The sequence below is a fragment of the Nonomuraea sp. NPDC050691 genome, from assembly GCF_040654455.1.
GTDB lineage: Bacteria > Actinomycetota > Actinomycetes > Streptosporangiales > Streptosporangiaceae > Nonomuraea.
The window spans coordinates 1-26,253 of sequence record NZ_JBFAIA010000089.1 but is presented as its reverse complement, the minus strand read 5'-3'; the positions used below and the strand labels follow the sequence as shown (position 1 = coordinate 26,253).

Genomic DNA, 26,253 nt, shown 5'->3' with positions numbered 1-26,253 from the left:
ACTCACTTGGGCTTGTTGTCCAGGAGGAGGGGCTTGAGCTGGCGGAAGAATTCGGTCGCGTCGGCCAGGGAGTCCCGGCCTGGGGCGTGTTCGATGATGTTGATGCTGAGGAGGCGTTCGTAGTCGGGCGTCCAGCCATAGACGAAGGCGATGGTCTTGTCCTTGGCGTTCTTCCGCCGCGCTGCAAAGCCTGGCCCCAATGCGCCGGGCAGATCACTCCCGCGAGTGGACAGTTTGGTGTTCTCCAACCCTTCCGGATCGATGGGGGATGGCTCGAAAACCTCGATCATGAGTCCCAGACTGCTATCGGAACCCCTCTCTTCGCTCACCGAGCATGACGCGAAACGTCGTCCCATATCCATCTTCGTGCCATAGGCCATGTAGTCGTTGAGGCCAGTGGCGATCTTGATGGCGTTCGCCGAGATCAGGTCGCACTCCTGCGGCGCGGCGGTCACATCACCCAGGGGCCGGGTGTCCTGTGGCGGTGCAGGTGGAGACGAACATGCCACCGCCAAAGCGGCAACGGCTAGGACTGAGATCACTGACCGTCGGATTCTCATCAGCCACGCCCGTAGTAGTTTCCGGAATCGTTGAAGCCGTCTCGGATGGCGTCACCCGGCCGCCCGAGGACGCGACCAACGTCGCTCAGCCCCAGCCACTCCTTGTAAGCCTCTAACTGGTCAGAATTCATCTCGTCGCGCGGCAGGATATGCCCGTCCCGCATGAAGTGACCGTCCGCGCCAGGGGAAAAGTCCTTGTGGTGGTATGGGTGTGTCTTGGCGGGCACAGCTGGATCCCCGAAGAGGCCGTGGCGCATCATCGTGGCCGCCGCGAGATCGGTGAACATGTCCTGGGCTGCCTTCAGCCCGGTGTCCGCGCCTTCGCGGGCCTTGTTCTCGCGGTCGGACTTGATCTTCCCGAAGATCGCCTCTTTGGCCTTGTCGACCATGAGTCCGACGACTTTTCCCTGAGGCCCCGGAGCCAGACCGGCGACTTTCTCGGCCATCTCCTTGAAAGCAGCGAAGCGCGCATCGTCGGCCTTCGCCTTATCGATGGCAGCGATGTTGGCGGCATCCGTGATCACCCAGGTCGTCCGGCTGAGGCCGCCCGCCGCCCAGGCGAATGCGGCGCCCCCGCTGCGGCTCATGCGTTCTTCGAGTATGTCCTGCCGCTGGGTGTCGAGCTGTTCTCGTGTGGCCTCCGGGTGGGACTTTCGCCATGCCGCGAAGTCGGCGTCGACTTCCGCTGCGGTTTTGTCGGCGAGTTCGTCAAGCATCTTGGCGGAATACAACCCGTGCGCGGCGGCCACGGTCTGGAACACATCAGTATCGTCGAATGCCCAGCGCATGGTCTTCTGGAGGCCTTTCGCGTCAAATCTGGCGCCGTAGGGTTCCAAGCCGCGCAAGTTCCTGTCCGGATCCTCGCGTGTGAGGACGCCCGGCGGTTCCTCGCTGAACGCCTGCGTGGCGCGGTGCACGTCCCCGGTGTACTGGGCCAAGACCGTACCGAGATGGGCGCGCGTATGAGGCAGGTTCGCCTGCACCTTGGGGTCGCTCCAGAAGCGGACCGCCCACGACGCGATCAACGCGGACTTGTACCCCCGCGAACCCCCCGGCGGAAGATCATGGTCACGGAACTCCGTACTCGCCTCCTGGATCGCCCACCCGAGGTCCGAGTCCGCGTCGCCGTCCCAGGCGTGCTTGCGCATCAGGTAGGCCAGCGGCCGGCGCTGCGCATCGGTGAAGAAGTCCTGCGCCACGGCGGGATGGTGGGCGAGCGCGGCCAGGGCCGTCCCCATGGGGCTGAGGTCGCCCGGCGAGACGTCCTTGGGGCCGGGCTTCGTCCAGGGGTCTCGCGGGAGGCTCGGGTCGGGGGGATGCGCCACGTCCTTGTCGTACAGCTTCCGGACCACCGTGAGCAGGAACGTGTGGTCGAAGTCGCCGTCCTGGAGCAGTTTCTTCACCGCGAAGGCGTTCTGCGGGTTCTCGATGTCCTCGACCAGCCGGTCGGCGTAGTCGGCGGGCAGCTTCATCGAGCCCACGCCGCGCGAGGCCGCGCCCAGAATCCTGCTGAGCATGGTGGCGAGCCTGTCCTGGGTGCGGACGTCGCGCTGGTTCGGCCGCTCCGACTGCGCGAGGCCGGCCCCGTACGTCCTGGCGATCAGGGCCTTGAGCTCGCGCGGCGGTATCTCCTTGGCGAGGGCCAGGGCGAAGTACGGGTCGTTCTTGTGCCGCTCGATGTCGGCCACCGTCCTGGCGTCGAGCGTGTGGTCCTTGATCTGTTCCCGGAGCTTGCCGGCCAGGGTCTTGGCGGATGCCGCCCCCTCGGCGGGCGACTTCGACAGCCAGTCGGACTCGTTGGCCCAGAGGGTGCCGCCTTTGCCGGATTTCCGGTCCGGTGTGGCGAGGATCAGGTCGAGGCGGCCTTGGAGGGCGGGGATCTGGTCGCTCATCTGGTGGCCGATGGCGCGGAGCGGGGTCGGGCCCCACAGGGGGATGTCGAGCGAGGTCAGCGCCCGTTCCACCTGGAGGCCGACGTCCGGGATGGTGGTGCTCGCCCGCTTCATGCCGTTGATCAGTTGTGTCATGAGGGCGGGGTTGATGCCGACCATGGGGCTCATCGGGGGGCGGCCCCCTTGCTCTGCTCGGCCGGCCGGAGGGAGTCCAGCAGGGACAGGGCGCGGGTGAACATGTCCTTGAAGCCCTGATCCCACGCGCGCAGATCGGCGGCGAGCGTGTCTCCGGCCTCCCCTTTGAGCGCCCCGTCATCGACCAGTCGGACCAGCGCGATCACGTCGTTCGCGTGCTGGTCGCGTAATCGCTCGATGTGACGCCGGGCGGCGTCGATCTCTTCCTGCGTCGCCATCATCACCCGATCTCGTGGACGTCGGAGATGCCGGGGTCGATGGCATGGTAACCATGGGAAAGGCCGGGTTGAAGCGGAATGCCGCGTACGCGGCGACATTGCTATGGATGAGGAGCCCGGGGGAACGCCCCGGGCTCCGGCCGTCCGCGCCGGGTCAGGCCTCGGCCCGCTAGTCCACCTCCGCGACGGCCTCGGCGAACTGGGCCGAGTACAGCCGGGCGTAGGCGCCGTCGGCGGCCAGCAGCGACTCGTGCGTGCCCTGCTCGACGATCCGTCCGTTCTCCATGACCAGGATCAGGCTGGCGTCGCGGATCGTGGACAGCCGGTGGGCGATCACGAAGCTGGTGCGGCCCTCGCGCAGCGAGCTCATCGCCCGCTGGATGAGCACCTCGGTACGGGTGTCGACCGAGCTGGTGGCCTCGTCCAGGATCAGGATCGCCGGCTCGGACAGGAACGCCCGGGCGATCGTGATCAGCTGCTTCTCGCCCGCGCTGACCGTCGCGCCCTCCTCGTCGATGACCGTGTCGTAGCCGTCGGGCAGCGTGTGCGCGACGCGGTCGACGTGGGCGGCCTGGGCGGCGGCCTCGATCCGCTCGCGCGTGGCGCCTTCCGCCCCGTAGCCGATGTTCTCCGCGATCGTGCCGCCGAACAGCCACGTGTCCTGCAGCACCATGCCGATCTGGTCGCGCAGCTCCTCCCGGGACATTTCGGCGACGTCGACGCCGTCGAGCGTGATCCGGCCGCCGGTCACCTCGTAGAAGCGCATGATGAGGTTGACCAGCGTCGTCTTGCCCGCCCCGGTGGGGCCGACGATGGCGACGGTCTGGCCGGGTTCCACGGTCAGCGACAGGTCCTCGATCAGCGGCCGGTCCGGCGCGTAGCGGAAGGACACGTTCTCGAACGCCACGCGCCCCCTGACCTGCGCGGGCCGCGCGGGCTCGGCGGGCTCCGCGGACTGTTCCGGCGCCTCCAGCAGCTCGAAGACCCGCTCGGCCGAGGCGACGCCCGACTGCACCAGGTTCGCCATGCCGGCCACCTGGGTCAGCGGCTGGCTGAACTGCCGCGAGTACTGGATGAAGGCCTGCACGTCGCCCAGCGAGATCGAGCCCGACGCCACCTTGAACCCGCCGACCACGGCGACCAGCACGTAGTTGAGGTTGCCGATGAACATCATCGCCGGCTGGATGATCCCGGAGATGAACTGGGCGCGGAAGCTGGAGGCGAACAGGGCCTCGTTGTGCTCGTCGAAGGTCTCGGCGGCCTCCTTCTGCCGGCCGAACACCTTGACCAGCGTGTGCCCGCCGTACATCTCCTCGATGTGGCCGTTGAGCTTGCCCGTCGACGACCACTGCTGGATGAACTGCGGCTGGGACCGCTTGCCGATGACCGTGGTGACGTAGACCGACACCGGCACCGTGACCAGCGCGATGAGCGCCAGGATCGGCGAGATCCAGAACATCATCACGAGCACCCCCACGACCGTCAGCACCGACGAGATGAGCTGGCTCATCGTCTGCTGCAGGGTCTGCGCGATGTTGTCGGTGTCGTTGGTGGCGCGGCTGAGGATCTCGCCGCGCGGTTGCCCGTCGAAGTAGCTCAGCGGCAGCCGCGCCAGCTTCTCCTCGATCAGCCGGCGCAGCCGGGACGCCGCCCGCTGCACGACGGTCGTCGTCAGCCGGAACTGCGCGATCCCGAGCACCGCCGCCAGCAGGTAGATCGCCAGCACCCAGCCCAGCACCTGGGCCAGCGCGGTGAAGTCGATGCCGCGGCCGGGCACCACGTTCATCGACGAGACCATGTCGGCGAACGTGCCCTGGCCCTGGGCGCGCAGCCCCGCCACGGCCTGGTCCTTGGTGATCCCTTCGGGCAGGCGGGCCCCGATGATGCCGGAGAAGATCAGGTCCGTGGCGTGGCCGAGGATCTTGGGGCCGGTCACGGTCAGCGCGACGCTGACGGTCCCGAGGGCCAGGACGACGGCCAGCAGCGCGCGTTCGGGGCGCAGCAGCCCCAGCAGGCGGCCGAGTGTGCCGCGGAAGTCGAGGGCCTTCTCGGCCGGTCCGGACATCATCCTGCCCGGCCCGAAACCGGGCTGCGGGCGGCGCGCGGGCGCCTGGTTCGTCATGAGCCCTCCCGCGGCGTTCTGACGACCTCGGTGAACCCGGTCATGCCGCGGCCTCCTGTTCGGTGAGCTGGGACAGCACGATCTCCCGGTACGTCGGGCAGGTGGTCATGAGCTCGGCGTGGTCGCCGCTGCCCACCACCCGGCCGTCGTCGAGGACGAGGATGCGGTCGGCGTCGCGGATGGTGTTCACCCGCTGGGCCACGATGACGATCGTGGCGTCGGTGATCTCCTCGGCCAGCGCGGCGCGCAGCCGGGCGTCGGTGGCGTAGTCGAGGGCGGAGAAGGAGTCGTCGAACAGGTAGATCTCGGGCCGGTGCACGAGGGTCCTGGCGATGGCCAGGCGCTGGCGCTGGCCGCCGGAGACGTTCGTGCCGCCCTGGGAGATCGGCTCCTCCAGGCCGCCGGGCATCGCCTCGACGAACTCGCGGGCCTGGGCCACCTCCAGGGCCCGCCACAGCTCCTCGTCGGTCGCGTCCGGCCTGCCGTACCGGAGGTTGGAGGCGACCGTGCCGGAGAAGAGGTAGGGCGCCTGCGGGACCAGGCCGACCGCGCGGGAGAGCGCGGCCGGGTCGAGGTCGCGCACGTCGACCCCGTCGACCCGCACCTCGCCCGCCGTCGCGTCGAACAGGCGCGGGATGAGGTTGAGCAGCGTCGTCTTACCGCTGCCCGTGCTGCCGATGATCGCGGTGGTACGGCCCGGCCGCGCCGTGAAGCTCACGTCGCACAGGACCGGCGCCTCGGCGCCCGGGTAGCGGAAGTCCACGGACCGCAGCTCCAGCTCCCCGATCCGGCTCCGCGGGGTGACCGGGGCGGCCGGCGGGGCGACGGTCGGCTCGGTGTCGAGCACCTCCTCGATGCGCTCGGCGCACACCTCGGCCCGGGGGATCATCATGAACATGAAGGTCGCCATCATGACCGACATGAGGATCTGCATGAGGTAGGAGATGACCGCGGTCAGCGCGCCCACCTCCATGGTCCCGTCGGCGATGCGGTGGCCGCCGAACCAGACCACGGCGACGCTGGAGACGTTCACCACCAGCATGACCGCCGGGAACATCAGCGCCATCAGCCGGCCGACCCTCAGTGACACGTCGGTCAGCTGGTCGTTGGCGACGCCGAAGCGCTCGCGCTCGTGCCGGTCGCGGACGAAGGCCCTGATGACGCGGATGCCGGTGATCTGCTCGCGCAGCACCTGGTTGATCCGGTCGATGCGCTCCTGCATCGTGCGGAAGAGCGGGCGCATCCGCATCACGATCACGCCCACGAGGACGATCATCACGGGCAGCACGACGAGCAGCAGCGACGACAGCGCGGTGTCCTGGCGCAGCGCCAGCACGATGCCGCCGACGCACATGATCGGCGCGGCCACCATCATCGTGAGCGTCATGAGCACGAGCAGCTGGACCTGCTGGACGTCGTTGGTGGTCCGGGTGATCAGGGACGGCGCGCCGAACTTGCCGACCTCCTGGGCGGAGAAGTCCTGCACCCGGTGGAAGATCGCGCCCCGCAGGTCCCTTCCCAAGGCCATCGAGGTCCGCGCGCCGTAGTACACGGCCACGATCGAGCAGACGATCTGGACGAGCGTCACGCCGAGCATCACCAGCCCGACGCGCATGATGTAACCGGTGTCGCCCTTGACGACGCCGTCGTCGATGATGTCGGCGTTGAGGGTGGGGAGATAGAGCGTGGCCAGCGTCTGCACGAACTGGAAGAGGACGACGAGCGTGATCTCTTTCCCGTACGGCCTGAGCTGGACCCGCAGGAGACGGAACAGCATTACGCAGGGCTTTCTGTGGGAGGAGTGAGGTCGGACCGCACGAGCAGCCCGTCGAGCAGGACGGAGACGATCTCCGCGTCGTCCATGTCGCCGAAGTCGCCGCCCATGCCGAAGCCGCGGTGCACGCTCACCGCGACCAGCATCAGGAGCAGGTGCGCCGCGCCCTCGGGAGAGCGGCGCAGCCGCTCACGGTCGGGCTCGATCAGGGCGGCGACCGCCGACCCGATCCGGCGCCGGTTCTCCAGCATCCGATCGCGGAACTCGGCGTCGTCGACCAGCGGGTCTCCGGGCGCGGCGAGGAGCTTGGCGTTGGCGTTCATGCCCGCCCGCAGCAGCGTGACGGCCTCGCGCAGCCGCTCGCGCAGATCGGCCCGCGCGCCGATGGCCGCGAGCGCGTCCACCGCCGGCCGCGCGTCGAACGCGCTCATCAGCGCCGCCCGCAGCAGCGAGGCCTTGTCGGGGAAGACGCCGAAGATCGTGCCCTCGGCCACGCCGGCGGCCTCGGCGATCTGGCGAGTGGACACCGCGGTGCCGTACTCGCGCAGCAGGGGAAGCGTGGCGGCGATGAGGGCGGCCCGGCGGTCTTCGGGCGCCATGGCCGGCACCCTTCGCTTCCTTGTCACAGGGCGACCCTAATGAGCGAGTACTCACTCGTTCAACTGATTAAATTCATGGGTCGCGGCGGGGCGGGCCAGTTTTCTCGGGATCCGGGGTCTGATGAGTGGTGCCGGCGGCCGCTCAGAGCGAGCTGAGGGTTCCCTGGTGGAAGTACACCCGCCAGCCGTCGCCGGACCGGCGCCACACCGAACTCCGGCGCGCACGACGCCCGCCGTTGTCGGAGACATAGGTCAGATGGACCAGGCCGGGGGCGAGAAGCACACCGGTCATCTCGCTCACCGTGATCGGCTCATCCGAGGGGCGCGCGTTCTCCACGAGATCCGCGATGATCTCGGACCGGCTCCAGAAGCGGCCGGACGCGCCGATCTCCGTGAACTCGGGGTCCAGGAGTTCGTCGATGAGCCGTGCCGACGACCTCACCTCCCGGTCGAGAAGCCGGAGCTCTCCGGCCATGGCGGCCTGCACGGGGTCCATCTGCGGATCTGTCATGCCACGGACCCTAAAGGTGGGTGTGCCGGTTCGTGGTCCGAAGTGTCGCACGCGGAGCCCGGGGCGTCCTCGCGCGGGTCAGCTCGCGACAAGGTCGGCGGAGGCCAGGATCCGCAGGTGTTCCAGCAGCTCACGCGGGGTGCCGGCGAGCGGCTGGACACAGACGTGGTCCGCCCCGGCGTCGAGGTGGGCCCGTACGCGCTCGATGACGGTCTCCGGCTCTCCCCACGCCACGATGGCGTCGACCAGCGCGTCGCTGCCGCCGCCGGCCACGTCCTCCTCGGACCAGCCCAGGTCACGCAGGTTGTTGACGTAGTTCGGCAGGCCCAGGTAGAGCGACATGAAGCGGCGGGCGGTCTGCCGTGCCCGCTCCGGGTCCGTGTCGAGCAGCACGGTCTGCTCGGGTGCCAGCACCGGGTCCGGGCCGAGGGCCTCACGGGCGCGGGCGGTGTGGTCGGGGGTGACGAAGTAGGGATGCGCGCCTTGGGCGCGCCGGGCGGCCAGCTCCAGCATCCTGGGCCGGAGCGCGGCCAGCAGCCGCGGCGCCGGTTCCGGCAGCGGACCGCCGTACTCCGCCGCGTCCATGGCGTCGAGGTAGGTGCTCATCGCCGCGAGCGGCCTGTGGTAGTCGTGGCCTCTCACCGACACCGCGGGGGCGTGGCTGACTCCCAGACCGAGCACGAACCTGCCGTCGGACGCCTCCGAGAGGGCGTTCGCGCCGTTCGCGGCGGCGACGGCGTCGCGGGCCCAGATGTTGGCGATGCCGGTGGCGATCATCAAGCGATGCGTCGCGCCGAGCAGGATCGCCGCGTGGGTCAGCGCCTCCTTGCCGGTCGGGGTCTCCCCGATCCAGAGCGTCCCGTAACCCAGGCTCTCGATGTGGGCGGCCACCTCACGCCCCACCGAGGCGGGCTGCCCGCTCAGCGTGCTGTTCCAGACCCCTACGCGCCCCAGGCGCCGCTTCAGCGCCGTGACATCGACCGTACCCGTCATCACACCCCACCGTCCGCCGGTCACCGCGGGCCGCCTCCGGCCCGCACAGGTCTCACGATAGGCAGCGCGTCCTCCCCGCAGGTCAACGCCCGATTCATGACTTGCCGCGTTCTCCCCCGAGTCCGAGATCTCGGGGATTGACCGGGAGGAAAACGTGATAGATAGTCACGTTGTCTTTTCGACCAGCAAGACCAGCGAGGATGGTGAGGGAATCGTGCGAATGTTGCGTCACGTGGCCGCCCGTCTTGTCGGCAAGGTCCGGGTCAGCGGTAAGTACCCGTACTGGCCGTACCACCAGGGCAAGTAACCGGCTCCCGCCGGTTGGACACGGCACGCCCGCCGGGGCCTCGCGGTCACTGGCTGATGGGCAACGTCGTCGAGTACGACAGGGACCGCGTCGCCTTCCTGCGGCGTCATCACCGTGACTACGGCGACGTCTTCTCCTACGACGAGCGGATCGTCTTCACCATCGACCCGCGGCTCGCCCACCGGGTCCTGACCGCCACCAACCGGGACTACGTCACGGAGCCGGCGCCGTTCGCCGGGTCGTCGGCACCGGGCGAGGCGGGCGAGACGATCCGTGCGTGGATGCGGGCGCGCCGCGTGGTGCGCCCCGCCCTCGCCGATTCCGTGGGCATGGGCATGGACGGGCGGTTCGTCGCGATCCTGGACGCCGTGCTCGACCGGACGGCGGGCCGCGAGGTCGAGGTGCTGCCGGTGATGCTCGACCTCGCCGCGCGTGCCGTGGCCGAGCTGTGCCTCGGCGAGGACGCGGCGGACGTCCCCGAGTCGCTGGCGGACGTCCACGCGGCTCTGCTGCCGTTCGAGGAGGCGGGCTACCAGCTTCCCACGTGGGTGCCGCTGCCCCGCAACCGCCGGTTCTTCCGCGTCCACCGGCGCACGTCCGAGACGCTGACCGGGCTGGTCCGCGCGAGACGCGCCGCGCACACCCGGCCGTCGTCCGGGGACCTGCTCGACGTCCTGCTCGCCGCGCGTCCGGCGATGAGCGAGGCGTCGGTGATCTCCACCCTGTGGAGCGTGCTGATCGGCGGGCACGGGGTGCCGGCGGCGGCGCTGACCTCCATCGTCCGCGAGCTCGCGTTGCGGCCCGGCCTGGCCGCCGACCTCGCGGACGAGGCCGGCCCACCGGGCGGACCGGCCGCGGTGGGGTGCCCGCGGGCGCGTCTGCCGCTGGCCGAGGCTGTGGTCCGGGAGGTCCTGCGGCTGTGTCCGCCCGCGTGGACGATGACGCGGGTCGCGTGCGCGGCCGTCGATCTCGGCGGGTGGCGGTTGCGTCCGGGAGACGAGGTGCTGTCCGTCCCGTACCTGATCCACCGCGACCCGCGCTGGTGGCCCGATCCTGACGCCTTCGACCCGTCCCGCTGGCACGCCGCGCGGCCTGCGCCCGGCACGTACCTGCCGTTCGGCTCCGGCCCCCGCTTCTGCCTGGGCGCGGCGGCGGCGATGCGCCAGCTCACCCTCGCGACGTCCCGCATCGCCCAGCGCTTCCACGTGCGCGCGCCGGACGCGGCGGCCGCGGAACCCGCGTTCTGCGGGCGCCTCGCGCCGGCAGGCCTGCGCGCCGCCTTCCACCCCATCGAGCCGGGACGAACGACCGGGCCTGACGGACGGCCGCGCCCTCAGGCCGGCCGGTGATCCCAGGAGGCGGTCGCCCCTCGAGTGAGGGCGCGGGCCCCGGGCGGACAACGCGCTTGGAGGTGAAGGCGCGAGACGCGGGCGACAGGCGCCGGGGTGCCAGTGGCAGGCGCGGGACTCGGGTGGCAGGAGGTCAGTCGGCGGGGAGGCCCGTGCGGGTGGCCAGCGTGCGCAGGACGGCGCTCAGCGTCTCCGCCTCATCCGGACCGAGCTCCTCCAGCAGCTCCGCGTCGAGTTCGGCCGCCGACTCAGTGCAGGCGGCCGGCAGGTCACGCCCCTCGGCCGTCAGCGTGAGGATCTGCCTGCGCCGGTCGGACGGGTCACGCTCGCGCCGTACCGCCCCGAGCTCCTCCAGTCGATCGGCCAGCGACACCACCAGGCTGGGCGCCACGTCCATGAGCCTGGCGACGTCGAGCTGGGAGGCCGCCGCTCCTGAGTCCAGCACCGCCAGGAGCCCCACGTGCTTGGGCTTGAGGTCGTGGGCCGCCACCGTGCAGATCGTCTTCGCCGATCTCCAGGACGCCCCTCGACGCGCTCGCGCACGGCCTGTCCGTGCAGGTGGACGCGTGCGGCGGCATGACGCCCCGCACCGAGCAGGCCGCCCTGCGGCAGATCGAGACCGCGGGCGGCGTGGTGACCTCCGTGGCCGGCCTCGTCTCCGACATGGTGCGCGACTTCACCACGCCCGTCGGCCGGCAGGCCATCGCCTCGCTGCACGAGCCGGTGTGACCCGCCGCACCCGATCAGGCCCCCGGCGCTCCGCCGCCGGCCCTCGGCGCCCCTCGAGGTCAGCGGTCCTGGTGCTGGGCCGCGAGCCACTCGTCGAACGTGGTGGGCGCGATGTGGGCGCCCTCGCCGGGCAGCAGCACGTTGCCCGCCATCGCCTCCCCGAACAGCCCCGACCAGGTCGGCACCAGCTTCACCTCGCGGCCGAGCGCCCGGTGGGTGCGCCGGGCCATATCGACGAGGTCCTGCGGCTCCGGCCCGGCCACGTCGGCGTACCGGCCCCGGGGCTCGCCCGTCGCGATCCCGGCGAGAACGCCGGCCACGTCGGCGGGCGCGATCGGCTGCACGAGCAGCGGCGCGATGGCGGCGACCCCGTCCTGCTCGGTCCAGCTCGCCACCATCGCCGCGAAGTCGTGGAACTGGGTGACCGGGACGATCGTCCACGGCACCCGCCCCTCGGCCACCAGGCGCTCCTGCTCCCGCTTGCCGGCGTAGTGGGCGTTGCCGTTGACCTTGTGGATGCCGACGATGGAGAGCAGCACGTGGTGGCGGACGCCGGCCCGTTCCTCGGCGGCGAGCAGGTTGCGCGTGGCGGTGCCGAAGTACGCCACGGCCTCGGCCTCGTCGGACGCCGGGCCGTTGGTGGCGTCGATCACCGCGTCGACGCCGGCGAGGGCGTCGTCGAGCCCGTCGCCGGTCAGCAGGTCCACGCCCAGGGAGCGGCTGACGCGCACGACCTCGTGGCCCTCTCGTTCGAGGACGGCGACGGTGAGGGCCCCGATGTTGCCGGTCGCTCCGGCGACTGCGATCCGCATGATGATCTCTCCTCTGTCACGGTATTACGGACTATATAGGTCCATAATGTCTTGGATATGCTGGGGGTCGTGAAACTGCCTGTGAGCACGGAGTGGGTGCTGCACTGCGCCACGACGCTGGCGCAACTCGACCCCGGAGCCACCGCGTCGACGGCGCAGCTCGCGCTGTACTACGACCTTCCGGCGCCCTACCTCGCCAAGCAGTTGCAGGCCCTGGTCAAGGCCGGGGTGCTGACCGCGACGACGGGCCCGCGCGGCGGCTTCCGGCTGGCGCGGGCCGCCTCCGAGATCACGCTCCTGCACATCGTCGAAGCCGTGGACGGCACGTCGTCGCCGTACGAGTGCCGGGAGATCCGGCAGCGGGGCCGGGGGGCGCTGCCGCCCGAGGACTGCCGGAGCACCTGCGTGCTCGCCGCGAAGATGGCCGACGCGCACGCCGCTTGGCGGGCCAGCCTCGCCGGGGTGTCGCTGGCCGACGTCCTCGCCGCGATCCCCCCGTCGGCGCCGGCCCGCACCCGCTCGCGCCTGGCCGGGATGTAGCGGGCCCCACTCATGGTGCGGCGCGTGCATGGTTCGGCGCGCGCGCATGGCGCGGCACGCGTACTCGCGGCACGTGTACTCGCGGCACGCGCACTCGGCCCTCGCGCATGGTGCGGCTCGCCGCTCAGGTGACGGCTCGCCGGCAGGGGGCGGGAAGGACGCGACGGGGTCTCACCCGTCGGCCAGGCGCGCCTCCAGTTCCTCCAGGTCGCGGACGAACCAGACGTGCCGCCCCCGGTCGGACTCGCGTACCCAGTCGCGGAACGCGGTGCTGGCGGCGACGTGCCGGGAGACATCGCCCACGATCGCGAGGCCGATCCGGTAGTTCGCGAACTTCTGCGCGATCTCGCCCGCCACGCCGGTACGCAGGGTGAAGAAGTCGTCGTGCAGGCGGGCGACGGGGAGCGCGACCCAGCGGGCGCCGCCCCAGACGGCATCCCCGAGGAAGTCCATCAGATCGGCGGTCTCACGCAGGGGTGTCCCGCCGGAGTCGCAAAGGTACACGTCGTCACGCATGGGCGGCCTCCAGGAAGTCCATGATCTCGTCGGTGTGGCGGGGCACGTGCCCGGCCTCGGGCAGGAAACGCACGTCGGCGTGTGGAACGGTCCGCGCCAGCCGGTCTCGGATGTCGTGGGAGTCGAGCAGCACGTCGTCGAGCCAGGCGGCGTAGCCGGAGCCGGGCGGCGGCCGGGACGGCGCACTCAGGCCGGGCTCGCAGGGTGCCGCCCAGCGGGCTAGCAGCTCGCCGTAGCGCCTCTCGACGGCCATCGCCGCCTGCGGCGATGGGTAGATGGGGTGTCTCACGGCTTATCACTCCTTAGATCTCCCTATCATGGCGTATATAGGGAGTGATACGTACTTTAAGGGCAGAGGAAGCATGAATGACTGTGAAAGGGCACAGGTGGCGTTTACGACGGTTTTAGACGGCTCCGTGCAGTGTTGTCCCCTGTACACCTATCGGGAGGAACCAGATGAGCCCTGAGCCGGACGGATTCAGCACCGCGGAGACACTGGCCAACGAGCCGCCGAGGCGTCGCGTGCCGCGTTCCCTGCTGCTCGCCGCCGCCACCGCGCTCGTCGTGGTCAGCGGCGCCGGCGTGGCGACCGCGGCGGCGCTCTCCCCCTCGCCGTCCCCGACCCCCACGTCCTCCGACACCTCGACTCAGTCCGCGACCCCCTCCGCGACGCCGTCCGACCAGGGGCCGGGGCAGGGCCGGCGCTGGGGCCACCGGATGGGCTTCGGCGGCCCCGCCATCCACGGCGAGTTCGTCGTGCCCGACGGTGAGGGCAAGTACACGACCGTCGCCAACCAGTACGGCGAGGTCACGGCCGTCGACCAGGACTCGGTCACGGTCAAGAGCGAGGACGGCTACACCAAGGAGTACACGGTCAACGCCGACACCCGGGTCAACCGCGACGAGGGCATCGCCTCGGTGAAGACCGGGGCGAAGGTCATGGTCATGGCCAAGGTGGACGGTGGCACGGCCACCGCCGTCGCGGTCCGCGACATGACCCTGCGCGACGGGCAGGGCTGGCGCGGCAGGGGCGGCCGCTGGCACGACGGCGACCGCCACCGGCCCGGCGAGCCGCCGACCTCCTCGCCCGCCCCGAGCTCCCCGCCGTCGTCGAGCACCCCGCCGAGCGCCGAGCCGAGCGCCTCCCCCACCGTCACGTCCTGACCGGCACCCCCATCACGTCCTGACCGGTCCTCACCGCCGCGTCCCGGCCGATTGCCACCACCGGCCCCGGGGTCCTCACCGCCGGGTCCCGGCCGGTCCCCATCGTGACTCCTCGGCCACTCCTCCACCGGTCACTTTTTTTGACGGCCGGAACCAGCTTCGTGACCCATGCCGCACGGCGCGGCATGGGTCGCGGTGTTTCACCAGCCAGGCGCCCCGAAAGGGGCCACGGGCACCCGCGACCATGGAGCGATCCAGCCTCCCCCCGGCACCGGTCCGGCCGGCGGGGAGCCACGGCGGGGTTTCGGCGTTCCGGTTGACAACGTCACGTGATCCTCGCTTTGCTTGTAACCGGAACCTCATTCCGCATTACGGAATACAGAACGACAGAAAGGTAACGTGGTGGTCAGCCTCCGCACCTTCTTAACCCGGTTCACCGCGGTCACGGCCCTCGTGCCGGCCGCCGCGCTCGGCATCCAGGCCCCGTCCCAGGCCGCGAGCGCCACGAAGCCGAGGCCGACCCCGACGGCCACGGCGAACGCGACGGCGACCCCGACGCCCCCGCCCACGGCCAAGGCCGGGCTCTGGCGGCCGCCGGTGGACAGCCGCTGGCAGTACCAGCTCCAGGGCAGCAAGACCTACGCCTCGACCGGCGGCGTCAACGTCGACATCTGCGGGGTGCCCCAGAGCGGCGGGGCGTGCGTGCGGCCGAGCGTCTTCGACATCGACCTGTACGCCGCCGAGGAGGTGGCCGGCAACAACAAGACGCTCAACACGGCGGCCGTCAAGGCGATCCACGCCAAGGGCGCCAAGGCGATCTGCTACATCGACGCCGGCTCGATCGAGGAGTTCCGGCCCGACTACCAGGCGTTCGTCGACTGGCACAACGCGAACGGCAAGTCCCTGCTCGGCAAGCCGTTCAGCGCGGAGTTCCCCAACGAGCGCTGGGCGAACATCAACAACGACAAGGGCCAGCGCGACTTCCTGCTGAAGATGATGGCGGCCCGCGTCGACAAGTGCGCGCAGGCCGGCTTCGACGGCGTCGAGTTCGACGTGGTCAACGCCCACGAGGAGGGCAAGTCCGTCACCGGCTGGACCGTCAGCCCCGCCACCCAGCTCACCTACAACAAGGCGCTGGCCGCCCTCGCCCACGCCAAGGGCCTGTCGGTGGCGCTGAAGAACGACCTCAGCCAGGCCGAGGAGCTGGTGTCCTCGTTCGACTACGCCGTCAACGAGGAGTGTTTCCAGTTCGACGAGTGCTCCGAGCTGAGCGTCTTCGTCAAGGCCGGCAAGCCCGTCTTCCACGTGGAGTACGAGACGGCGCCGTCGAGCTTCTGCGCCAAGTCGAAGACGCTGAAGTTCAACTCGCTCAAGAAGCCCGCGGACTACTCCCTGTTCGACAAGCCGTACGCGCCCTGCAGGTAATGCTGCCGGCCCGCAGGTCCGTTGCGCGGAATCATCGTGCGTGAGGCGGAACACCGCGGTGGCCATCACCTCGGCGGCGCCGACGTGATGGCCACCATCATGCGGAGTCGCGGGCTTGGCGGTCGCGTCATGCCAGCCTCGGCACGAGCCCGATCGCGTTGCCGGCGTAGACGCGCTCCAGGACGTCGTCCGGCAGGTCCAGGCCGGAGATCGTCCAGCGGCCCATCAGCGGCGGGTCGTCCAGGGAGTGCGCGAACGCCTCGTCGTCGGTCTCCATGAACCGGAAATGGATCCGGTAGACGTCGCGGTCGGGCGGGATCTCGTCGGTGCCGAACAGCACCCGGCCGGGGTGGCGGAGCATGAGGGCGCGCGTCGCGCGCGGCTGGCGTCCCAGCTCGGCGACGCGGGCCGCGATGTCGATGTGGAAGTTCGGGTACGTGTCCAGCATCCGGCTCGCGAAGCCCAGGTTCTCCGGCCAGCAGCCGGCGTGGACGCCGATCACCGTGGTGGCCGGGTGCCGGGCGATCATCGCCTCCATGGCCTCCATCAGCCGTTCGAACGGCGGGAACCCGGGGCCGGAGAAGTTCCAGTCGGGCCGGGCGGCGAGTTGTTCGAGCCGCTCGTTGCGCTCGTCGGCCGGCTCGAAGAAGGCCACCGGGTCGGCGGTGTGCAGGGCGATCGGGATGCCGGCCTCGCCGACGGCCGCCCACAGCGGGTCGAGCCGCGGGTCGTCGAGCATCACCAGCTCACCGCGGTGGTCGCGGACCCGCAGGCCCACGTCCTTCCACACCTTCAGCCCGGCGGCGCCCTCGGCCACGGACCGCGCGAGCTGGGCGGCCAGCCGCTCCCCGAATCCGGGCTCGGCCGTCCGCGACCAGTCGACGTGGCAGAAGGTGGCGAAGCGGCCGGGGTACGCGGCGTCGTAGCGCTCGATGTTCTCGGCCAGCTCCCTGCCCCAGCGGCCGTCGAGGTTGACCATGCCGCGCAGGTTCAGCTCGTCCATGAGGCCGATCAGGGCCGGGACATCCTCGACCATCCAGCTGCCGTCCTCGGTCAGCCAGCGGCCGAGGTGGATGTGGGCGTCCACTGCCGGCACGCGGGCGCGGCCGATCTCGTGGGCCGCGACCCGCAGCTGGGACACCGGCCGGTACCGGGAGAGGGGCACCTCCGCGTCACCCACGCCTGCCCCCTTCCGGCAGCAGGTCCGCGTCACCCATGCCTGATCCCTTCCGGCAGCAGGTCGCCGTGGGCCGCGATCAGGTCGTCCACCAGCTCGCGGATCCGCCGGACCGGGAGCGTGGCGGCGGTGTTGGGGTCGAGCAGCGCGGCCTGGTAGACGTGGTCGCGCCGGCCTTCGAGCGCGGCCTTCACGGTCAGCTCGCTGACGTTGAGGAACGTCCGGTTGAGCGCGGCCACCTGGGCGGGCAGCTCGCCGACGCGCACCGGCTGCACACCGGCGCGGTCGACGTGGCAGGGCACCTCGACGGTGGCATCCGGCGGCAGGTTCGAGATGAGCCCGCCGTTGCGGACGTTGCCGTGGATCATCCGGCGGGTGCCGGTCTCCATCGAGTGGATGGCCAGGGAGGCCAGCTCCTCGCCGCGCTCGATCGGCACGCCGCGGCCCTCCGCCAGCGAGCGCTGGTAGCCCTCGTACTCCTCGAAGCCGTCGGCCAGCCAGTCGAGGTAGACGCCGACGGGGATCCGGTAGCGCTCCACCTCCTCCTCGTGCGGCAGGAACCAGGGCAGGTACTCTGCCCCGTGCTCGCTGGACTCGGTCGGGAAGTAGCCGAAGTTGCGGTAGACCTCGACGCGGACCCGGCGGGCCAGTTCGGGGTTCTCGGCGATCAGCTCGTCCAGGCGGTCGTAGAGGTTCTCGCCGTCGCGCTCGAAACGCAGCACGAACCCCTGGTGGTTGACGCCCGCGGTGAGGAAGGAGATCTCCTCCTCGGGCACGCCGACCATCCTGGCGAGGGTGCTCTGCGTGTCGCGGGCGGCGTGGCAGACGCCGACGACGTTCTGGAACGGGGTGCCCGCGTACACCGACCACGGGATCATCGACATCGGGTTGGTGTAGGTGAACAGGGTGGAGTCCGGGGCCAGCTCGGCCAGGTCCTCGCCGATGCCGACCATCACGGGGATCGTGCGCAGGGCGCGGAAGATGCCGCCGATGCCGAGGGTGTCGGCGATGGTCTGCCGGATGCCGTACGAGGCGGGGATCTCGAAGTCGCGCTTGACGGCGTCCAGGCCGCCCACGGCGATCTCGTTGATGACGTGGTCGGCGCCGGCGACCGCGGCCCTGCGCTCGGTGTGGGCCTCGATCGTCGCGCCGATGCCCAGCTCGGCGACCATCCACCGGGCCATGGCCTCGGCGGTGTCGAGCCGGGCCTGGTCGATGTCGTGCAGGACGATCGTCGAGTCCGCCAGCTCGGGGAAGGTCAGGATGTCGGACAGGAGGTTCTTGGCGAAGGTGATGCTGCCGGCGCCCACGAGGACGATGCGGGCCATGGTCTACCTCGATTCGGGGGTGAGCAGGGCTTTGACGGGCGTGGCGCCGCCGGCGAGGGCCTTCACCGCGGCTCACCGGCGATGGCATGCACCCGCTCCACGAAGCCCCCTTTTATTCCATTGCACGGAATGGCGTTCCAACAAAGGAGATCATCGAGGTCGAGAGCGTGTCAAGAGTTCCGAGCCCACATCCGGCCACACCGCACATGCGCCCGAAGGGGGCTGCGTGATCGGATTCCGGCCACTCTCAAGATGCGTTTCGGACGTTTTGCAGGCATGTTCCGGAAAATGGAACGGCGCCCTGCGTACCAGAATCCGCATCCGTGACCTCTCCACCGGCGCCGGCCTGACCTGGGGCACGGACAGTGCGGGCCCGGCCGGTCAGGCTTCCGTCGCCTCGTACGCGAACCAGTCGAAGCTCGCGCTGCCCTCCGTGACGTACATGCCGATGACCCGCCCCGTGAAGCCGGCGGCGACCTCCGTGGACAGGTAGCGGCCGTCCAGCTCGGCCAGCGGCGCGCCGCCGGCGGAGAAGGCGATGGTGTCCGGGCCCCAGTTCCCCACGCCGGTGGGCTCCGCGGCCGGGCCGATGACCGAGGGCGGCAGCACGTCGCGGGTGCGCACGTCGATCGCGAGCGTGAGCGGGCCGGGCGGCACCGCGCGCTCGGCCACGCACTGGCGCAGCGGGCCGATGCGGGCGATCACCCGCGCCCGGCCGCCGCCCACCTCCAGGTCGTAGTGGTGCGCCTCGTCCATCCGGACGGACAGCCCCGCCGTGGCGGAGCCGGGGTCGAGCCGGACGGTGACGCGGCAGTCGTGGTGCTGCTGGCGGCGGCCGACGAAGGTGTGAGCCGGCCGGTCGAGGGTGGGGCCGGTGGCGTGCAGCGTGAGCCGGCCGCCGGCCAGCGACCAGGAGCCGTCCGGGCGGGCGCGCGGCGAGATCCAGTGCGGGGCCAGGCGGTCGGCGTCGAAGTCGTCACGGGCGGGCGCGGCGGGCAACGGCTGCCACGTGGCGGGCGCGGGATGGCGCTCCTCCACGGGGCCGGCGACCGGCCAGCCGTCCGCCCACTCCACCGGGACGAGGAACGTCTCCCGGCCCAGCACCTGGAACTCCGGCGTGTGACCGCGCGGGCGCGTGCCGAGCAGCGTCATCCACCACGTGCCGTCGGCGGCCTGGACGAGGTCGGCGTGACCGGTGCTCTGGATCGGCCGGTCGGTGCCGCGGTGGGTGAGGATCGGGTTGGCCGGGCCGGGCTCGAACGGGCCGCGCGGCGAGCGGGCGCGGGCGATCGACACGGCGTGCCCGCGCTCGGTGCCGCCCTCCGACAGCAGCAGGTACCACCAGCCGTCCACCCGGTACAGGTGCGGCGCCTCCGGGTACTTCCCGCCGGTGCCCGACCACACCTCGTACGGGCCCTCCAGCACCTTGCCCGTCACGGGGTCGATCCGCGCGACCCGGATGCCGGAGAAGGCGCACCAGCACGAGCCGTCCTCGTCCCAGGCGAGGTCGGGGTCGATGCCGGGCAGGTCGATCCAGACGGGGTCCGACCACGGGCCCTCGGGGCGGTCAGCGGTGACGAGGAGGGTGCCCCCGGCGCCGACGATCGTGGTGATCATGTAGTACGTGCCGTCGTGGTGGCGGATCGTCGGCGCGTAGACGCCGCCGGAGGCGGGGACGTCGGGGGGCAGGCGCAGTTGCGAGGGCCGGTCCAGGACGTTGCCGATCTGCCGCCAGTGCACCAGGTCGCGACTGTGGAAGATCGGCACGCCGGGGAAGTACTCGAAGCTGGAGCAGACGAGGTAGTAGTCGTCGCCCACCCGGCACACGCTCGGGTCGGGGTGGAAGCCGGGCACCACCGGGTTGCCGTACGTCCGCGCCTGCATGAGGTTCTCCCGACCGAGCCGATCACCAAGCCGGGACTCTAGGCTGACGTCCCGGAACCCGTCAATGACGTGCGGCCGGGAGCCCGCGGGGGTTCCAGCCGTCCGTGTCGACGTCCAGGTCGAGCTCGCCGGCGACGGCGTCCCAGCCGGTGAGCTTGAAGTTCGTGTTCTCCCTGTCGCCGTCGGCGGGGGTGTTGGCGCCGTCGTGGGCGACGAACAGGCCCTCGTCGAAGCCGCCCAGCGGCACGTTCAGCACCGCGGAGCCGTCGCTGTGCTCCACGCCGTCCACGCCGTCGTCCTCGCCGATCCTGAACCGGCCGAGGTAGGCGTTGGAGCCCTCCCTGCGGTAGACGGCGAAGGTGCTGTCGCCCTGGCTGGAGGCCAGCAGGTAGCCCTTGCCGCCCCCGCGGTAGTAGATCGTGAGCCCCTCGGCGTCCGCGCTCAGGTGCCGGCCGCCGTAGCCGGGGTCCGCGCCGGGCGCGCACTCCTCGGTGTCCGGGTCGTACGTGCCCGGCACGCCGTACTCGCGGACCTTGTCGATGAGGACGGGCGTCCCGGTGAGGTCGGCCCGCATGCGCCAGACGCCCACGTCCTCCTGCGCCGCGTAGAGGACGTCCTTGTCCTGGTCCACGACCATGCCCTCCACCTGGGCCAGCTCGCCCGGCTCCAGGCAGGGGGCCCACGTCCGGCCGTCGGGCAGGGTGAACGAGGCGGGCAGGTCGAGCGTCCTGACGAGCCGGTAGCCGACCGTCCCGCCCGGCCCGGCAAGCAGCCGCACCAGGGCGATGGAGGTCTTGTGCCGGCGGCTGACCAGCGCGTACGTGCCGGTGGAGTCCTTCCAGGCGGCCAGCCCGTACGCCGTCTCGGCGTCGTTGACCTGCTCCTGGGTGGCGTTGAAGACGAACGGCGCGGCCGGGTCGGTCACGTCGGTGAGGCGCCCGCCGGAGACGGCGTAGACGCGCAGCGTGTCGCGGCCGCGGTCGGAGACGATCGCGAGGTCCCGTCCGCCGGACCCGTGGACGACGTCCACGTTGTTGAACCGGCCCGGCTCGTCGCCCGGGCCGGGGGCCGCGGGCGCCGCTATGTGCTGCACCTCCCGCCCGCCGAGGTCGTAGACGCGGAGCCCGCCCTCCTTGGCGGTGGCGATCACGACGCTCCTGCGGGAGTCGGACGGGTGGACCCAGATCGCCGGGTCGTCGCCGTTGGCGTCGCCGCCGGCCTCGTCGTCGAACAGGGCGGGCGTCTCGGCCTCCGGGTCGACCGTCGCGACGCCGTGACCGGCCGCGGGCGCCGCCAGCCCGCCCACCAGTGCGGACGTCAGAGCCGTCAGGAGCAGCCTGGACAGGGGACGCATCGCGCCTCCTCCTTCGAGGGTCGTGGACGTCGGACCGGGCGGCGCGGACGGCAGACGGGTCACGCCCTGGCCGGGGACGGCTCCACGGCGGGCGCCGGCGACCACTCCGCGTCGGGCATGCGGATCAGCGAGACGCCGACGAAGCCGTAGACCACCAGCAGGATGACCGGGCCGCCGAGCCCCAGCACCATGTTCCACGCGCCGGCGCCGAAGAGCCAGACGACGATGCCGGCGAGCACGCCGGCCGGGAACCACCAGCCCGCCCGGCCGGCGCGGGCGTACGCGACGGCGACGAGGACCAGGCCCAGGAAGGAGCCGATCATCCCGGGCAGCTGCCAGGCGGCGACCATCGCGGGCTGCGCCGCGTCCTGCATGAGCTTCTCGGCCTGCGCCACCGGAAGGGTCTGGAAGAGCACGATGTCGAAGAAGTCCGAGATCATGAGGGACGAGAAGTTGATGAGGCCGAGGACCGTCACCGCGCCCGCGACGTTGGCCAGCACCACGCCCTTGCGGCGGACGAGGTGGACCAGCCCGATCACGCCGGGCACGAAGAGCACCCAGGCGTAGTGGAGGAGCGTCGCGCTGACGCCGACGGCGCCCGGGTTGTGCGCGCCCGCATCGCCCGTGAGCTGCACGACATCGTGGCCCACAGCGTGAGCGTCATGACCATGCAGACGGGCGGCGTGCGGCTGATGCTGCGCGCGGACCAGGAACGCGAGCGGGAGGTGCTGACCTCGGTGGAGGACACGGGCCGGGGCGCCCTGGAGGAGCTGCGGCGCATGCTCGGCCTCCTGCGCGGTCCGGAGGGAGACGGGACGGTGCCGCAGCCGGGCCTCGACCGGCTGGACGACCTGCTGGAACAGGCGCGTACGGCGGGCCTGGACGTGCGCTTCGACGTGCGGGGCGAGCCGGTGCCGCTGCCCGCCGGCCTGGACCTGTCGGCGTACCGGATCGTGCAGGAGGCGCTGACCAACACGCTCAAGCACGCGGGGCCCACGCGGGTGGCGGTGACCGTCGCCCACCGGCCCGGTGAGCTCCGGCTGGAGGTCGTGGACGAGGGGCCGCGCGCGGGGCGCGCCCCGGCGCGGGCCGCCGGGACGGGCGGGCACGGGCTGATCGGCATGCGGGAACGCGCCGCGCTGTTCCAGGGGACGCTCACGGCGGGTCCGGACGGTTCCGGCGGCTTCGCCGTACGGGCGGTGCTGCCGCTGTGAACGCCACGCGCGCGGGGGGCGACGAGCCGGACGGGGCGGGCGTGGTCCGGATCCTCGTCGCGGACGACCAGGCGATGATCAGGGCCGGGCTGGAGGCGGCCCGCCGGATCCTCGCCGCGCCGGAGCCGCCACGGGTGATCATGCTGACGACGTACGACACGGACGAGAACCTCGACCGGGCCCTGCACGCGGGCGTGAGCGGGTTCCTGCTGAAGGTGTCGCCGCCCGAGCACCTGTTCGCCGCGATCCGCAGCGCCGCGCGGGGCGACGTCCTGCTCGACCCCGCGGTCACCTCCCGGGTGGTCGACGCCTACCGCCGCACGGCGCCGCCGGCGTCCCCGCCGGTCACGGGGCTGACGGCACGGGAGGAGGAGGTGCTGCTGCTGGTGGCCCGCGGGCTGTCCAACGCCGAGATCGCCGGCGAGCTGTCCATCACCGAGGCGACGGTCAGCACGCACATCAACCGCCTGCTGGCCAAGCTGGCGCTGCGCGACCGGGCCCAGGCCGTGCGGTACGCGTACGAGTCGGGCGTCATCCGCCCCGGGGAGCCCGCCTAGCCCGGGCCGGTCACGCCGGACGGGCGAGCCTGGCGAAGGAGAGGACCACGACCGTGGACAACAGCCAGCCCAGCACGCTCGCCACGTTCAGGAGTGCCGAGGTCAGCCGGCCGGCCGTGGTGCGCGTCTCCGGGTACCAGGCGGCGCGCTGTCCCAGCGAGATGAGCGGGACGACGGTGTCGATCGTGTAGAAGACGGGGTCGAAGCAGCGGACCTGGCCGTCGCCGCACGGCCCCGGCCGCGGCGCGTTCCGGGCCCTGGTGGCGGTGGCGTCGGCGGCCGGTCCGGTGTCGTCCACGGTGACCAGGCGGCCGTCCACGGCGTACACGTTTCCGCGCGGGTCCGTGGCGCGTAACGTCGCCTGCGCCGCTGGGGTCGCCACCAGGGTCCCCACCAGGGCCAGCAGAATCCCGAGCAGCCAGAGCGTGCGTCCCGGACGGTAGCCGTAGCCGACCGTGACCCCGTACAGGACGTCGCGCAGGTCGCGCAGGAGGCGGGCGGGCGTGCGGCCGCCCGGCGGACGGGCCTGCCTGGCGCGTTTGCGCTGTTCCATGAGCAGCCGCTCGGCCTCCGCCGGCCGGCCGTGCTGGCGGAAGACCCTGGCCGCCTGCTCGTACGGGCCCGTGTCGAACGGCTCCATCCCGCGCAGCCAGTCGCGGCGGGTCCGCCAGTCCCAGGAGCCGTCGAACCGGTCGTACACGAAGCCCGCGATCGCCGAGCGGCGCGGCCACGTCGCGGGATCGTCGGCGAGCACGGTGGTGACGGCGCCCGTCAGGTCCACCGAATCCGGAGCGGTCGCCCAGTGCAGGTCCATGCCGGCGCGCACGGTCGCCGACGCCGCCACGACATCGCCGAACGTGCCACCCGCGCAGTCGAGCCGCCCCTCGATGACGGCCTGGTTCAGCAGCACGGAGCCGTCGGCGGTGAATCCCCCGGCGAGCACGACCGGTCCCTTGACCACGGCCTGCCGCAGGGACAGCGCCACGCCATCGGTGTTCCGCAGCCGGGCGCCGTGGGCGTAGAAGGTGGCGCCGACTGTCGCGGAGCGGAACGTCGTCCTCCCTCCGCATGTCTCTGCCTCGCGCAGGTCCACGCTGCCGTCGACCGTCGCCCCCTCTGCCGCGACTATCGCGGGGGCCTGCGGCCGGCTCCACCGGGTGCGGCTCAGGACGAGGTCGCCCCTGACGTGCGCTCCCGCCAGCCGCAGCGTCCCCTCGACGGCCACCCCTTCGGCGAGGACGAGGCTGGAGCGGAGCTCGGCGTTGGTCAGGTCGAGCGCGCGTTCTCCCCCGGCGGCCAGCACCGTGCCCTCGTGGATGTGGATGGTGCTGTACGTCCCCATCGACAGGTCGACGCCGCCGCCGATCCGGCACTCCCCCTCGACGCTGACGTCGCCGTTCACGACGAGCCCGGGCGCGCTGATGGCGGTGCCGGCGCGGCGCCTGCTGCTGTAGCCGACCCCGGCGACGGCCCCGGTCGGCTCGAAGTCGGCGTCGCGGATCAGGAGCTGGCCGGCGATCCGGGCGTTGCCCAGGTCCAGGCGGCCCCGGATGAGCGGGCGGCGCCCCGTCCGGTCGGCGATGACGAAGACGCTGCCGCCGATCGTCGCGTCGCCGAGGTCGAGGGCCAGCCCGCGGTCGGGTCTCGTGAGCCGGGCGCCGGTCAGGTCGAGCGAGCCGGCCACGTCCGCGCCGAGCAGCCGGACGCCGCCGCGCGCCTCGAACCCGTGGAGCAGCCGGATCGTCCCGCCCACCCGCATCCGGTCGGCCTGCACCGCGCGGACCGCGCCGTCGATGACGGTGTCCACGCACAGCAGGCGCCCGCCGATCTCCGACTCGCACAGCCACACCGCGGCGCTGCACGAGGTGCTGGCCGAGGTCCACAGGTCGCCGCTGATGCGCGAGCGGGACAGGTCGAGATCGCGGCGCACGCGCAGCCCGTTGGCCACCACGCCGGGGATCTCGCATCCGTCCAGCACCAGCGCATGCAGTTCGGCGCCGTCGAGGTCGAGCGGCCGGTCGAACACGCAGCCCACGAACCGCAGCGGGTAGGGGACCTGCATGCCGCGCAGGTCGAGGCCGCCCTCGACGCGGGCGCCCTCCAGGGTCAGGCCACGGGGATCAAGGTCCTGAGGGTCGCGCCGGAACAGCTCGCGCAGCACGCGGCCGTCCACCACGAGGGCCTCGCCGTCCCGCGCGTGGAGCGCCTCGCCGGTGGCGGCGGCCCGGCGCAGGGTTGCCTCGTCGATCATGAGATCACCCTAGGCGCGGCGGCCCCGTCCGTCCTCAGCCGGTGGAGACGCGGCTGCGCTGCGGGACGCGGGCCGGGTCGGCGGGGCGCGACCGGGTGAGGTACTGCGGGACGGGGGCACGGTCGTCGCCCGTGTCGCGGGTCAGGCCGTAGCGCAGGATGCCCTTCCCCGGGTCGGGCCTGGCCGAGATGTCGGCCCAGACCTCGCCCCACGTCCGGGGCGCGACGGTGAGGTCGACGTCCGTGCCGGCCTCGTTGTTGTGGAACGTCACGCTGCCGTCCAGGTAGTAGAACTCGTTCTGCCACATCTGCTGGTGGCCGGCCGGCAGCCGGACGAAGCCGGTCTCGGGCGAGCCCATCCACGTGACGCCCGGCGCCTGCTCGTCGTCCATGCGCCGGCCGCCGCCCGAGGCGACGTGGAAGAGCCTGCCCTTCAGGCCCGTCCAGGTGGCGGGCGGGAACGGGCCTACCCGGTTGCGGTACAGGATGCCCCAGCGGACCTGGAGGTAGCCCCGGCCGGTGATGGTGACGTAGTCGCCCCGGTGCGTGATCGACGGGGCTCCGCCGTACCGGGAGTAGCCGTGCTTGCCGCCGATCGTGACCGCGCCGGCGGGGCGCCGGGGCAGCCGGGCGGGCGGGCGGTTCCTGGGCGGGGCCTGGTCGGCCTGGTCGACGGTGCGCCCGTACGGCAGGATCCGGCGGGTCCTGGCCGGGGACGGCGTCGGCTTCGGGGACGCCGAGCGGGACGGCTTCGGGGTCGCCGGGCGCCGGGACGCGGCCGGC

General features: G+C 71.8%; 26 protein-coding genes. 7 read left to right on the top strand and 19 right to left on the bottom strand.

What is annotated here, in order from left to right; genetic code table 11:
• Positions 1–2: 2 nt before the first annotated feature.
• From AB0H81_RS27300 to AB0H81_RS27265, 8 genes are all read right to left on the bottom strand, one after another.
• Complete coding sequence (locus AB0H81_RS27300) at positions 3–455, bottom strand: hypothetical protein (RefSeq protein WP_358380262.1); 453 nt, start codon at positions 453–455, stop codon at positions 3–5.
• A 104-nt stretch (positions 456–559) separates the two neighbouring features.
• Entirely contained in the window at positions 560–2,620 is a 2,061-nt protein-coding gene (locus tag AB0H81_RS27295; protein ID WP_358380260.1) for a DUF6571 family protein, read from the bottom strand.
• On the bottom strand, positions 2,617–2,868 hold the full coding sequence (locus AB0H81_RS27290) for a hypothetical protein (protein ID WP_358380258.1): 252 nt from the start codon (positions 2,866–2,868) through the stop codon (positions 2,617–2,619). The genes AB0H81_RS27295 and AB0H81_RS27290 overlap by 4 nt, the downstream gene beginning before the upstream one ends.
• 166 nt (positions 2,869–3,034) lie before the next feature.
• The gene (locus AB0H81_RS27285) at positions 3,035–4,987 is read right to left on the bottom strand and encodes an ABC transporter ATP-binding protein (RefSeq protein WP_358380256.1); all 1,953 of its coding nucleotides are present in this window, start codon (positions 4,985–4,987) and stop codon (positions 3,035–3,037) included.
• Positions 4,988–5,027: 40 nt separating this feature from the next.
• Positions 5,028–6,764, bottom strand: a complete 1,737-nt coding sequence (locus AB0H81_RS27280) for an ABC transporter ATP-binding protein (protein ID WP_358380254.1) — start codon at positions 6,762–6,764, stop codon at positions 5,028–5,030.
• Positions 6,764–7,360, bottom strand: a complete 597-nt coding sequence (locus tag AB0H81_RS27275; protein WP_358380252.1) for a helix-turn-helix domain-containing protein — start codon at positions 7,358–7,360, stop codon at positions 6,764–6,766. Before AB0H81_RS27275 ends, AB0H81_RS27280 begins: the two co-directional genes overlap by 1 nt.
• 142 nt (positions 7,361–7,502) lie before the next feature.
• Positions 7,503–7,871: a nuclear transport factor 2 family protein gene (locus AB0H81_RS27270; protein WP_358380250.1), complete on the bottom strand. Its 369-nt coding sequence runs from the start codon at positions 7,869–7,871 to the stop codon at positions 7,503–7,505.
• A 78-nt stretch (positions 7,872–7,949) separates the two neighbouring features.
• Positions 7,950–8,864, bottom strand: coding sequence for an LLM class F420-dependent oxidoreductase (locus AB0H81_RS27265; RefSeq protein WP_358380248.1), 915 nt, complete (start codon positions 8,862–8,864; stop codon positions 7,950–7,952).
• A gap of 321 nt (positions 8,865–9,185) precedes the next feature.
• On the opposite strand from AB0H81_RS27265, the gene AB0H81_RS27260 reads away from it, so the two are divergent.
• Positions 9,186–10,520, top strand: a complete 1,335-nt coding sequence (locus AB0H81_RS27260) for a cytochrome P450 (protein WP_358380246.1) — start codon at positions 9,186–9,188, stop codon at positions 10,518–10,520.
• A gap of 133 nt (positions 10,521–10,653) precedes the next feature.
• On the opposite strand, the gene AB0H81_RS27255 is transcribed toward AB0H81_RS27260, so the two are convergent.
• Positions 10,654–11,010, bottom strand: coding sequence for a MarR family winged helix-turn-helix transcriptional regulator (locus AB0H81_RS27255; RefSeq protein WP_358380244.1), 357 nt, complete (start codon positions 11,008–11,010; stop codon positions 10,654–10,656).
• Positions 11,011–11,072: 62 nt separating this feature from the next.
• On the opposite strand from AB0H81_RS27255, the gene AB0H81_RS27250 reads away from it, so the two are divergent.
• Complete coding sequence (locus AB0H81_RS27250) at positions 11,073–11,249, top strand: hypothetical protein (protein ID WP_358380242.1); 177 nt, start codon at positions 11,073–11,075, stop codon at positions 11,247–11,249.
• 59 nt (positions 11,250–11,308) lie between these two features.
• Here the strand turns inward: AB0H81_RS27250 and AB0H81_RS27245 are convergent, their stop codons facing one another.
• On the bottom strand, positions 11,309–12,061 hold the full coding sequence (locus AB0H81_RS27245) for an NAD(P)H-binding protein (protein WP_358380240.1): 753 nt from the start codon (positions 12,059–12,061) through the stop codon (positions 11,309–11,311).
• A 69-nt stretch (positions 12,062–12,130) separates the two neighbouring features.
• Between AB0H81_RS27245 and AB0H81_RS27240 the strand changes: the two genes are divergently transcribed.
• Positions 12,131–12,601 (top strand): Rrf2 family transcriptional regulator, encoded by a 471-nt coding sequence (locus AB0H81_RS27240; protein WP_358380238.1) that lies wholly within the window; start codon positions 12,131–12,133, stop codon positions 12,599–12,601.
• Between the two features lie 171 nt (positions 12,602–12,772).
• Here the strand turns inward: AB0H81_RS27240 and AB0H81_RS27235 are convergent, their stop codons facing one another.
• Together AB0H81_RS27235 and AB0H81_RS27230 are read right to left on the bottom strand one after the other, a co-directional pair.
• Positions 12,773–13,117, bottom strand: a complete 345-nt coding sequence (locus AB0H81_RS27235; RefSeq protein ID WP_358380236.1) for a DUF4180 domain-containing protein — start codon at positions 13,115–13,117, stop codon at positions 12,773–12,775.
• On the bottom strand, positions 13,110–13,406 hold the full coding sequence (locus AB0H81_RS27230; protein WP_358380234.1) for a hypothetical protein: 297 nt from the start codon (positions 13,404–13,406) through the stop codon (positions 13,110–13,112). The genes AB0H81_RS27235 and AB0H81_RS27230 overlap by 8 nt, the downstream gene beginning before the upstream one ends.
• A gap of 167 nt (positions 13,407–13,573) precedes the next feature.
• On the opposite strand from AB0H81_RS27230, the gene AB0H81_RS27225 reads away from it, so the two are divergent.
• Together AB0H81_RS27225 and AB0H81_RS27220 are read left to right on the top strand one after the other, a co-directional pair.
• Positions 13,574–14,281 carry a hypothetical protein gene (locus AB0H81_RS27225; RefSeq protein ID WP_358380232.1) on the top strand — a complete coding sequence of 236 codons (708 nt, stop codon included), beginning with the start codon at positions 13,574–13,576 and terminating at the stop codon, positions 14,279–14,281.
• Positions 14,282–14,680: 399 nt separating this feature from the next.
• A complete protein-coding gene (locus AB0H81_RS27220; protein WP_358380230.1) occupies positions 14,681–15,706 on the top strand; it encodes an endo alpha-1,4 polygalactosaminidase in 1,026 nt (341 codons plus the stop codon).
• A gap of 127 nt (positions 15,707–15,833) precedes the next feature.
• On the opposite strand, the gene AB0H81_RS27215 is transcribed toward AB0H81_RS27220, so the two are convergent.
• The 5 genes from AB0H81_RS27215 to AB0H81_RS27195 all read right to left on the bottom strand — a co-directional run bounded on the left by AB0H81_RS27215 (position 15,834) and on the right by AB0H81_RS27195 (position 22,099).
• Positions 15,834–16,886: an amidohydrolase family protein gene (locus AB0H81_RS27215; protein ID WP_358380228.1), complete on the bottom strand. Its 1,053-nt coding sequence runs from the start codon at positions 16,884–16,886 to the stop codon at positions 15,834–15,836.
• A gap of 29 nt (positions 16,887–16,915) precedes the next feature.
• Entirely contained in the window at positions 16,916–18,211 is a 1,296-nt protein-coding gene (gene melA, locus AB0H81_RS27210; protein WP_358380226.1) for an alpha-galactosidase, read from the bottom strand.
• Between the two features lie 381 nt (positions 18,212–18,592).
• Positions 18,593–20,095: a glycoside hydrolase family 43 protein gene (locus tag AB0H81_RS27205; protein ID WP_358380224.1), complete on the bottom strand. Its 1,503-nt coding sequence runs from the start codon at positions 20,093–20,095 to the stop codon at positions 18,593–18,595.
• 61 nt (positions 20,096–20,156) lie between these two features.
• Entirely contained in the window at positions 20,157–21,449 is a 1,293-nt protein-coding gene (locus AB0H81_RS27200) for a phytase (protein ID WP_358380222.1), read from the bottom strand.
• A gap of 59 nt (positions 21,450–21,508) precedes the next feature.
• The gene (locus AB0H81_RS27195) at positions 21,509–22,099 is read right to left on the bottom strand and encodes a hypothetical protein (RefSeq protein ID WP_358380220.1); all 591 of its coding nucleotides are present in this window, start codon (positions 22,097–22,099) and stop codon (positions 21,509–21,511) included.
• 12 nt (positions 22,100–22,111) lie between these two features.
• On the opposite strand from AB0H81_RS27195, the gene AB0H81_RS27190 reads away from it, so the two are divergent.
• Positions 22,112–22,663 carry an ATP-binding protein gene (locus tag AB0H81_RS27190; RefSeq protein WP_358380218.1) on the top strand — a complete coding sequence of 184 codons (552 nt, stop codon included), beginning with the start codon at positions 22,112–22,114 and terminating at the stop codon, positions 22,661–22,663.
• Positions 22,660–23,220, top strand: coding sequence for a response regulator transcription factor (locus tag AB0H81_RS27185; protein WP_358380216.1), 561 nt, complete (start codon positions 22,660–22,662; stop codon positions 23,218–23,220). Before AB0H81_RS27190 ends, AB0H81_RS27185 begins: the two co-directional genes overlap by 4 nt.
• A gap of 10 nt (positions 23,221–23,230) precedes the next feature.
• Here the strand turns inward: AB0H81_RS27185 and AB0H81_RS27180 are convergent, their stop codons facing one another.
• Both AB0H81_RS27180 and AB0H81_RS27175 read right to left on the bottom strand, forming a co-directional pair.
• Positions 23,231–25,471: a hypothetical protein gene (locus tag AB0H81_RS27180; protein ID WP_358380214.1), complete on the bottom strand. Its 2,241-nt coding sequence runs from the start codon at positions 25,469–25,471 to the stop codon at positions 23,231–23,233.
• A 34-nt stretch (positions 25,472–25,505) separates the two neighbouring features.
• On the bottom strand, positions 25,506–26,253 hold a 748-nt coding region (locus tag AB0H81_RS27175; RefSeq protein ID WP_358380212.1), incomplete at its 5' end, for a hypothetical protein.

Excerpts from the sequence above, each read along its gene's own strand:
- AB0H81_RS27295 (WP_358380260.1), bottom strand. The coding sequence starts at position 2,620 with ATGAGCCCCATGGTCGGCATCAACCCCGCCCTCATGACACAACTGATC.
- AB0H81_RS27290 (WP_358380258.1), bottom strand. The coding sequence starts at position 2,868 with ATGATGGCGACGCAGGAAGAGATCGACGCCGCCCGGCGTCACATCGAG.
- AB0H81_RS27285 (WP_358380256.1), bottom strand. The coding sequence starts at position 4,987 with ATGACGAACCAGGCGCCCGCGCGCCGCCCGCAGCCCGGTTTCGGGCCG.
- AB0H81_RS27280 (WP_358380254.1), bottom strand. The coding sequence starts at position 6,764 with ATGCTGTTCCGTCTCCTGCGGGTCCAGCTCAGGCCGTACGGGAAAGAG.
- AB0H81_RS27275 (WP_358380252.1), bottom strand. The coding sequence starts at position 7,360 with ATGGCGCCCGAAGACCGCCGGGCCGCCCTCATCGCCGCCACGCTTCCC.
- AB0H81_RS27270 (WP_358380250.1), bottom strand. The coding sequence starts at position 7,871 with ATGACAGATCCGCAGATGGACCCCGTGCAGGCCGCCATGGCCGGAGAG.
- AB0H81_RS27265 (WP_358380248.1), bottom strand. The coding sequence starts at position 8,864 with ATGACGGGTACGGTCGATGTCACGGCGCTGAAGCGGCGCCTGGGGCGC.
- AB0H81_RS27245 (WP_358380240.1), bottom strand. The coding sequence starts at position 12,061 with ATGCGGATCGCAGTCGCCGGAGCGACCGGCAACATCGGGGCCCTCACC.
- AB0H81_RS27235 (WP_358380236.1), bottom strand. The coding sequence starts at position 13,117 with ATGCGTGACGACGTGTACCTTTGCGACTCCGGCGGGACACCCCTGCGT.
- AB0H81_RS27225 (WP_358380232.1), top strand. The coding sequence starts at position 13,574 with ATGAGCCCTGAGCCGGACGGATTCAGCACCGCGGAGACACTGGCCAAC.
- melA (WP_358380226.1), bottom strand. The coding sequence starts at position 18,211 with ATGGCCCGCATCGTCCTCGTGGGCGCCGGCAGCATCACCTTCGCCAAG.
- AB0H81_RS27205 (WP_358380224.1), bottom strand. The coding sequence starts at position 20,095 with ATGCAGGCGCGGACGTACGGCAACCCGGTGGTGCCCGGCTTCCACCCC.
- AB0H81_RS27200 (WP_358380222.1), bottom strand. The coding sequence starts at position 21,449 with ATGCGTCCCCTGTCCAGGCTGCTCCTGACGGCTCTGACGTCCGCACTG.
- AB0H81_RS27190 (WP_358380218.1), top strand. The coding sequence starts at position 22,112 with ATGACCATGCAGACGGGCGGCGTGCGGCTGATGCTGCGCGCGGACCAG.
- AB0H81_RS27180 (WP_358380214.1), bottom strand. The coding sequence starts at position 25,471 with ATGATCGACGAGGCAACCCTGCGCCGGGCCGCCGCCACCGGCGAGGCG.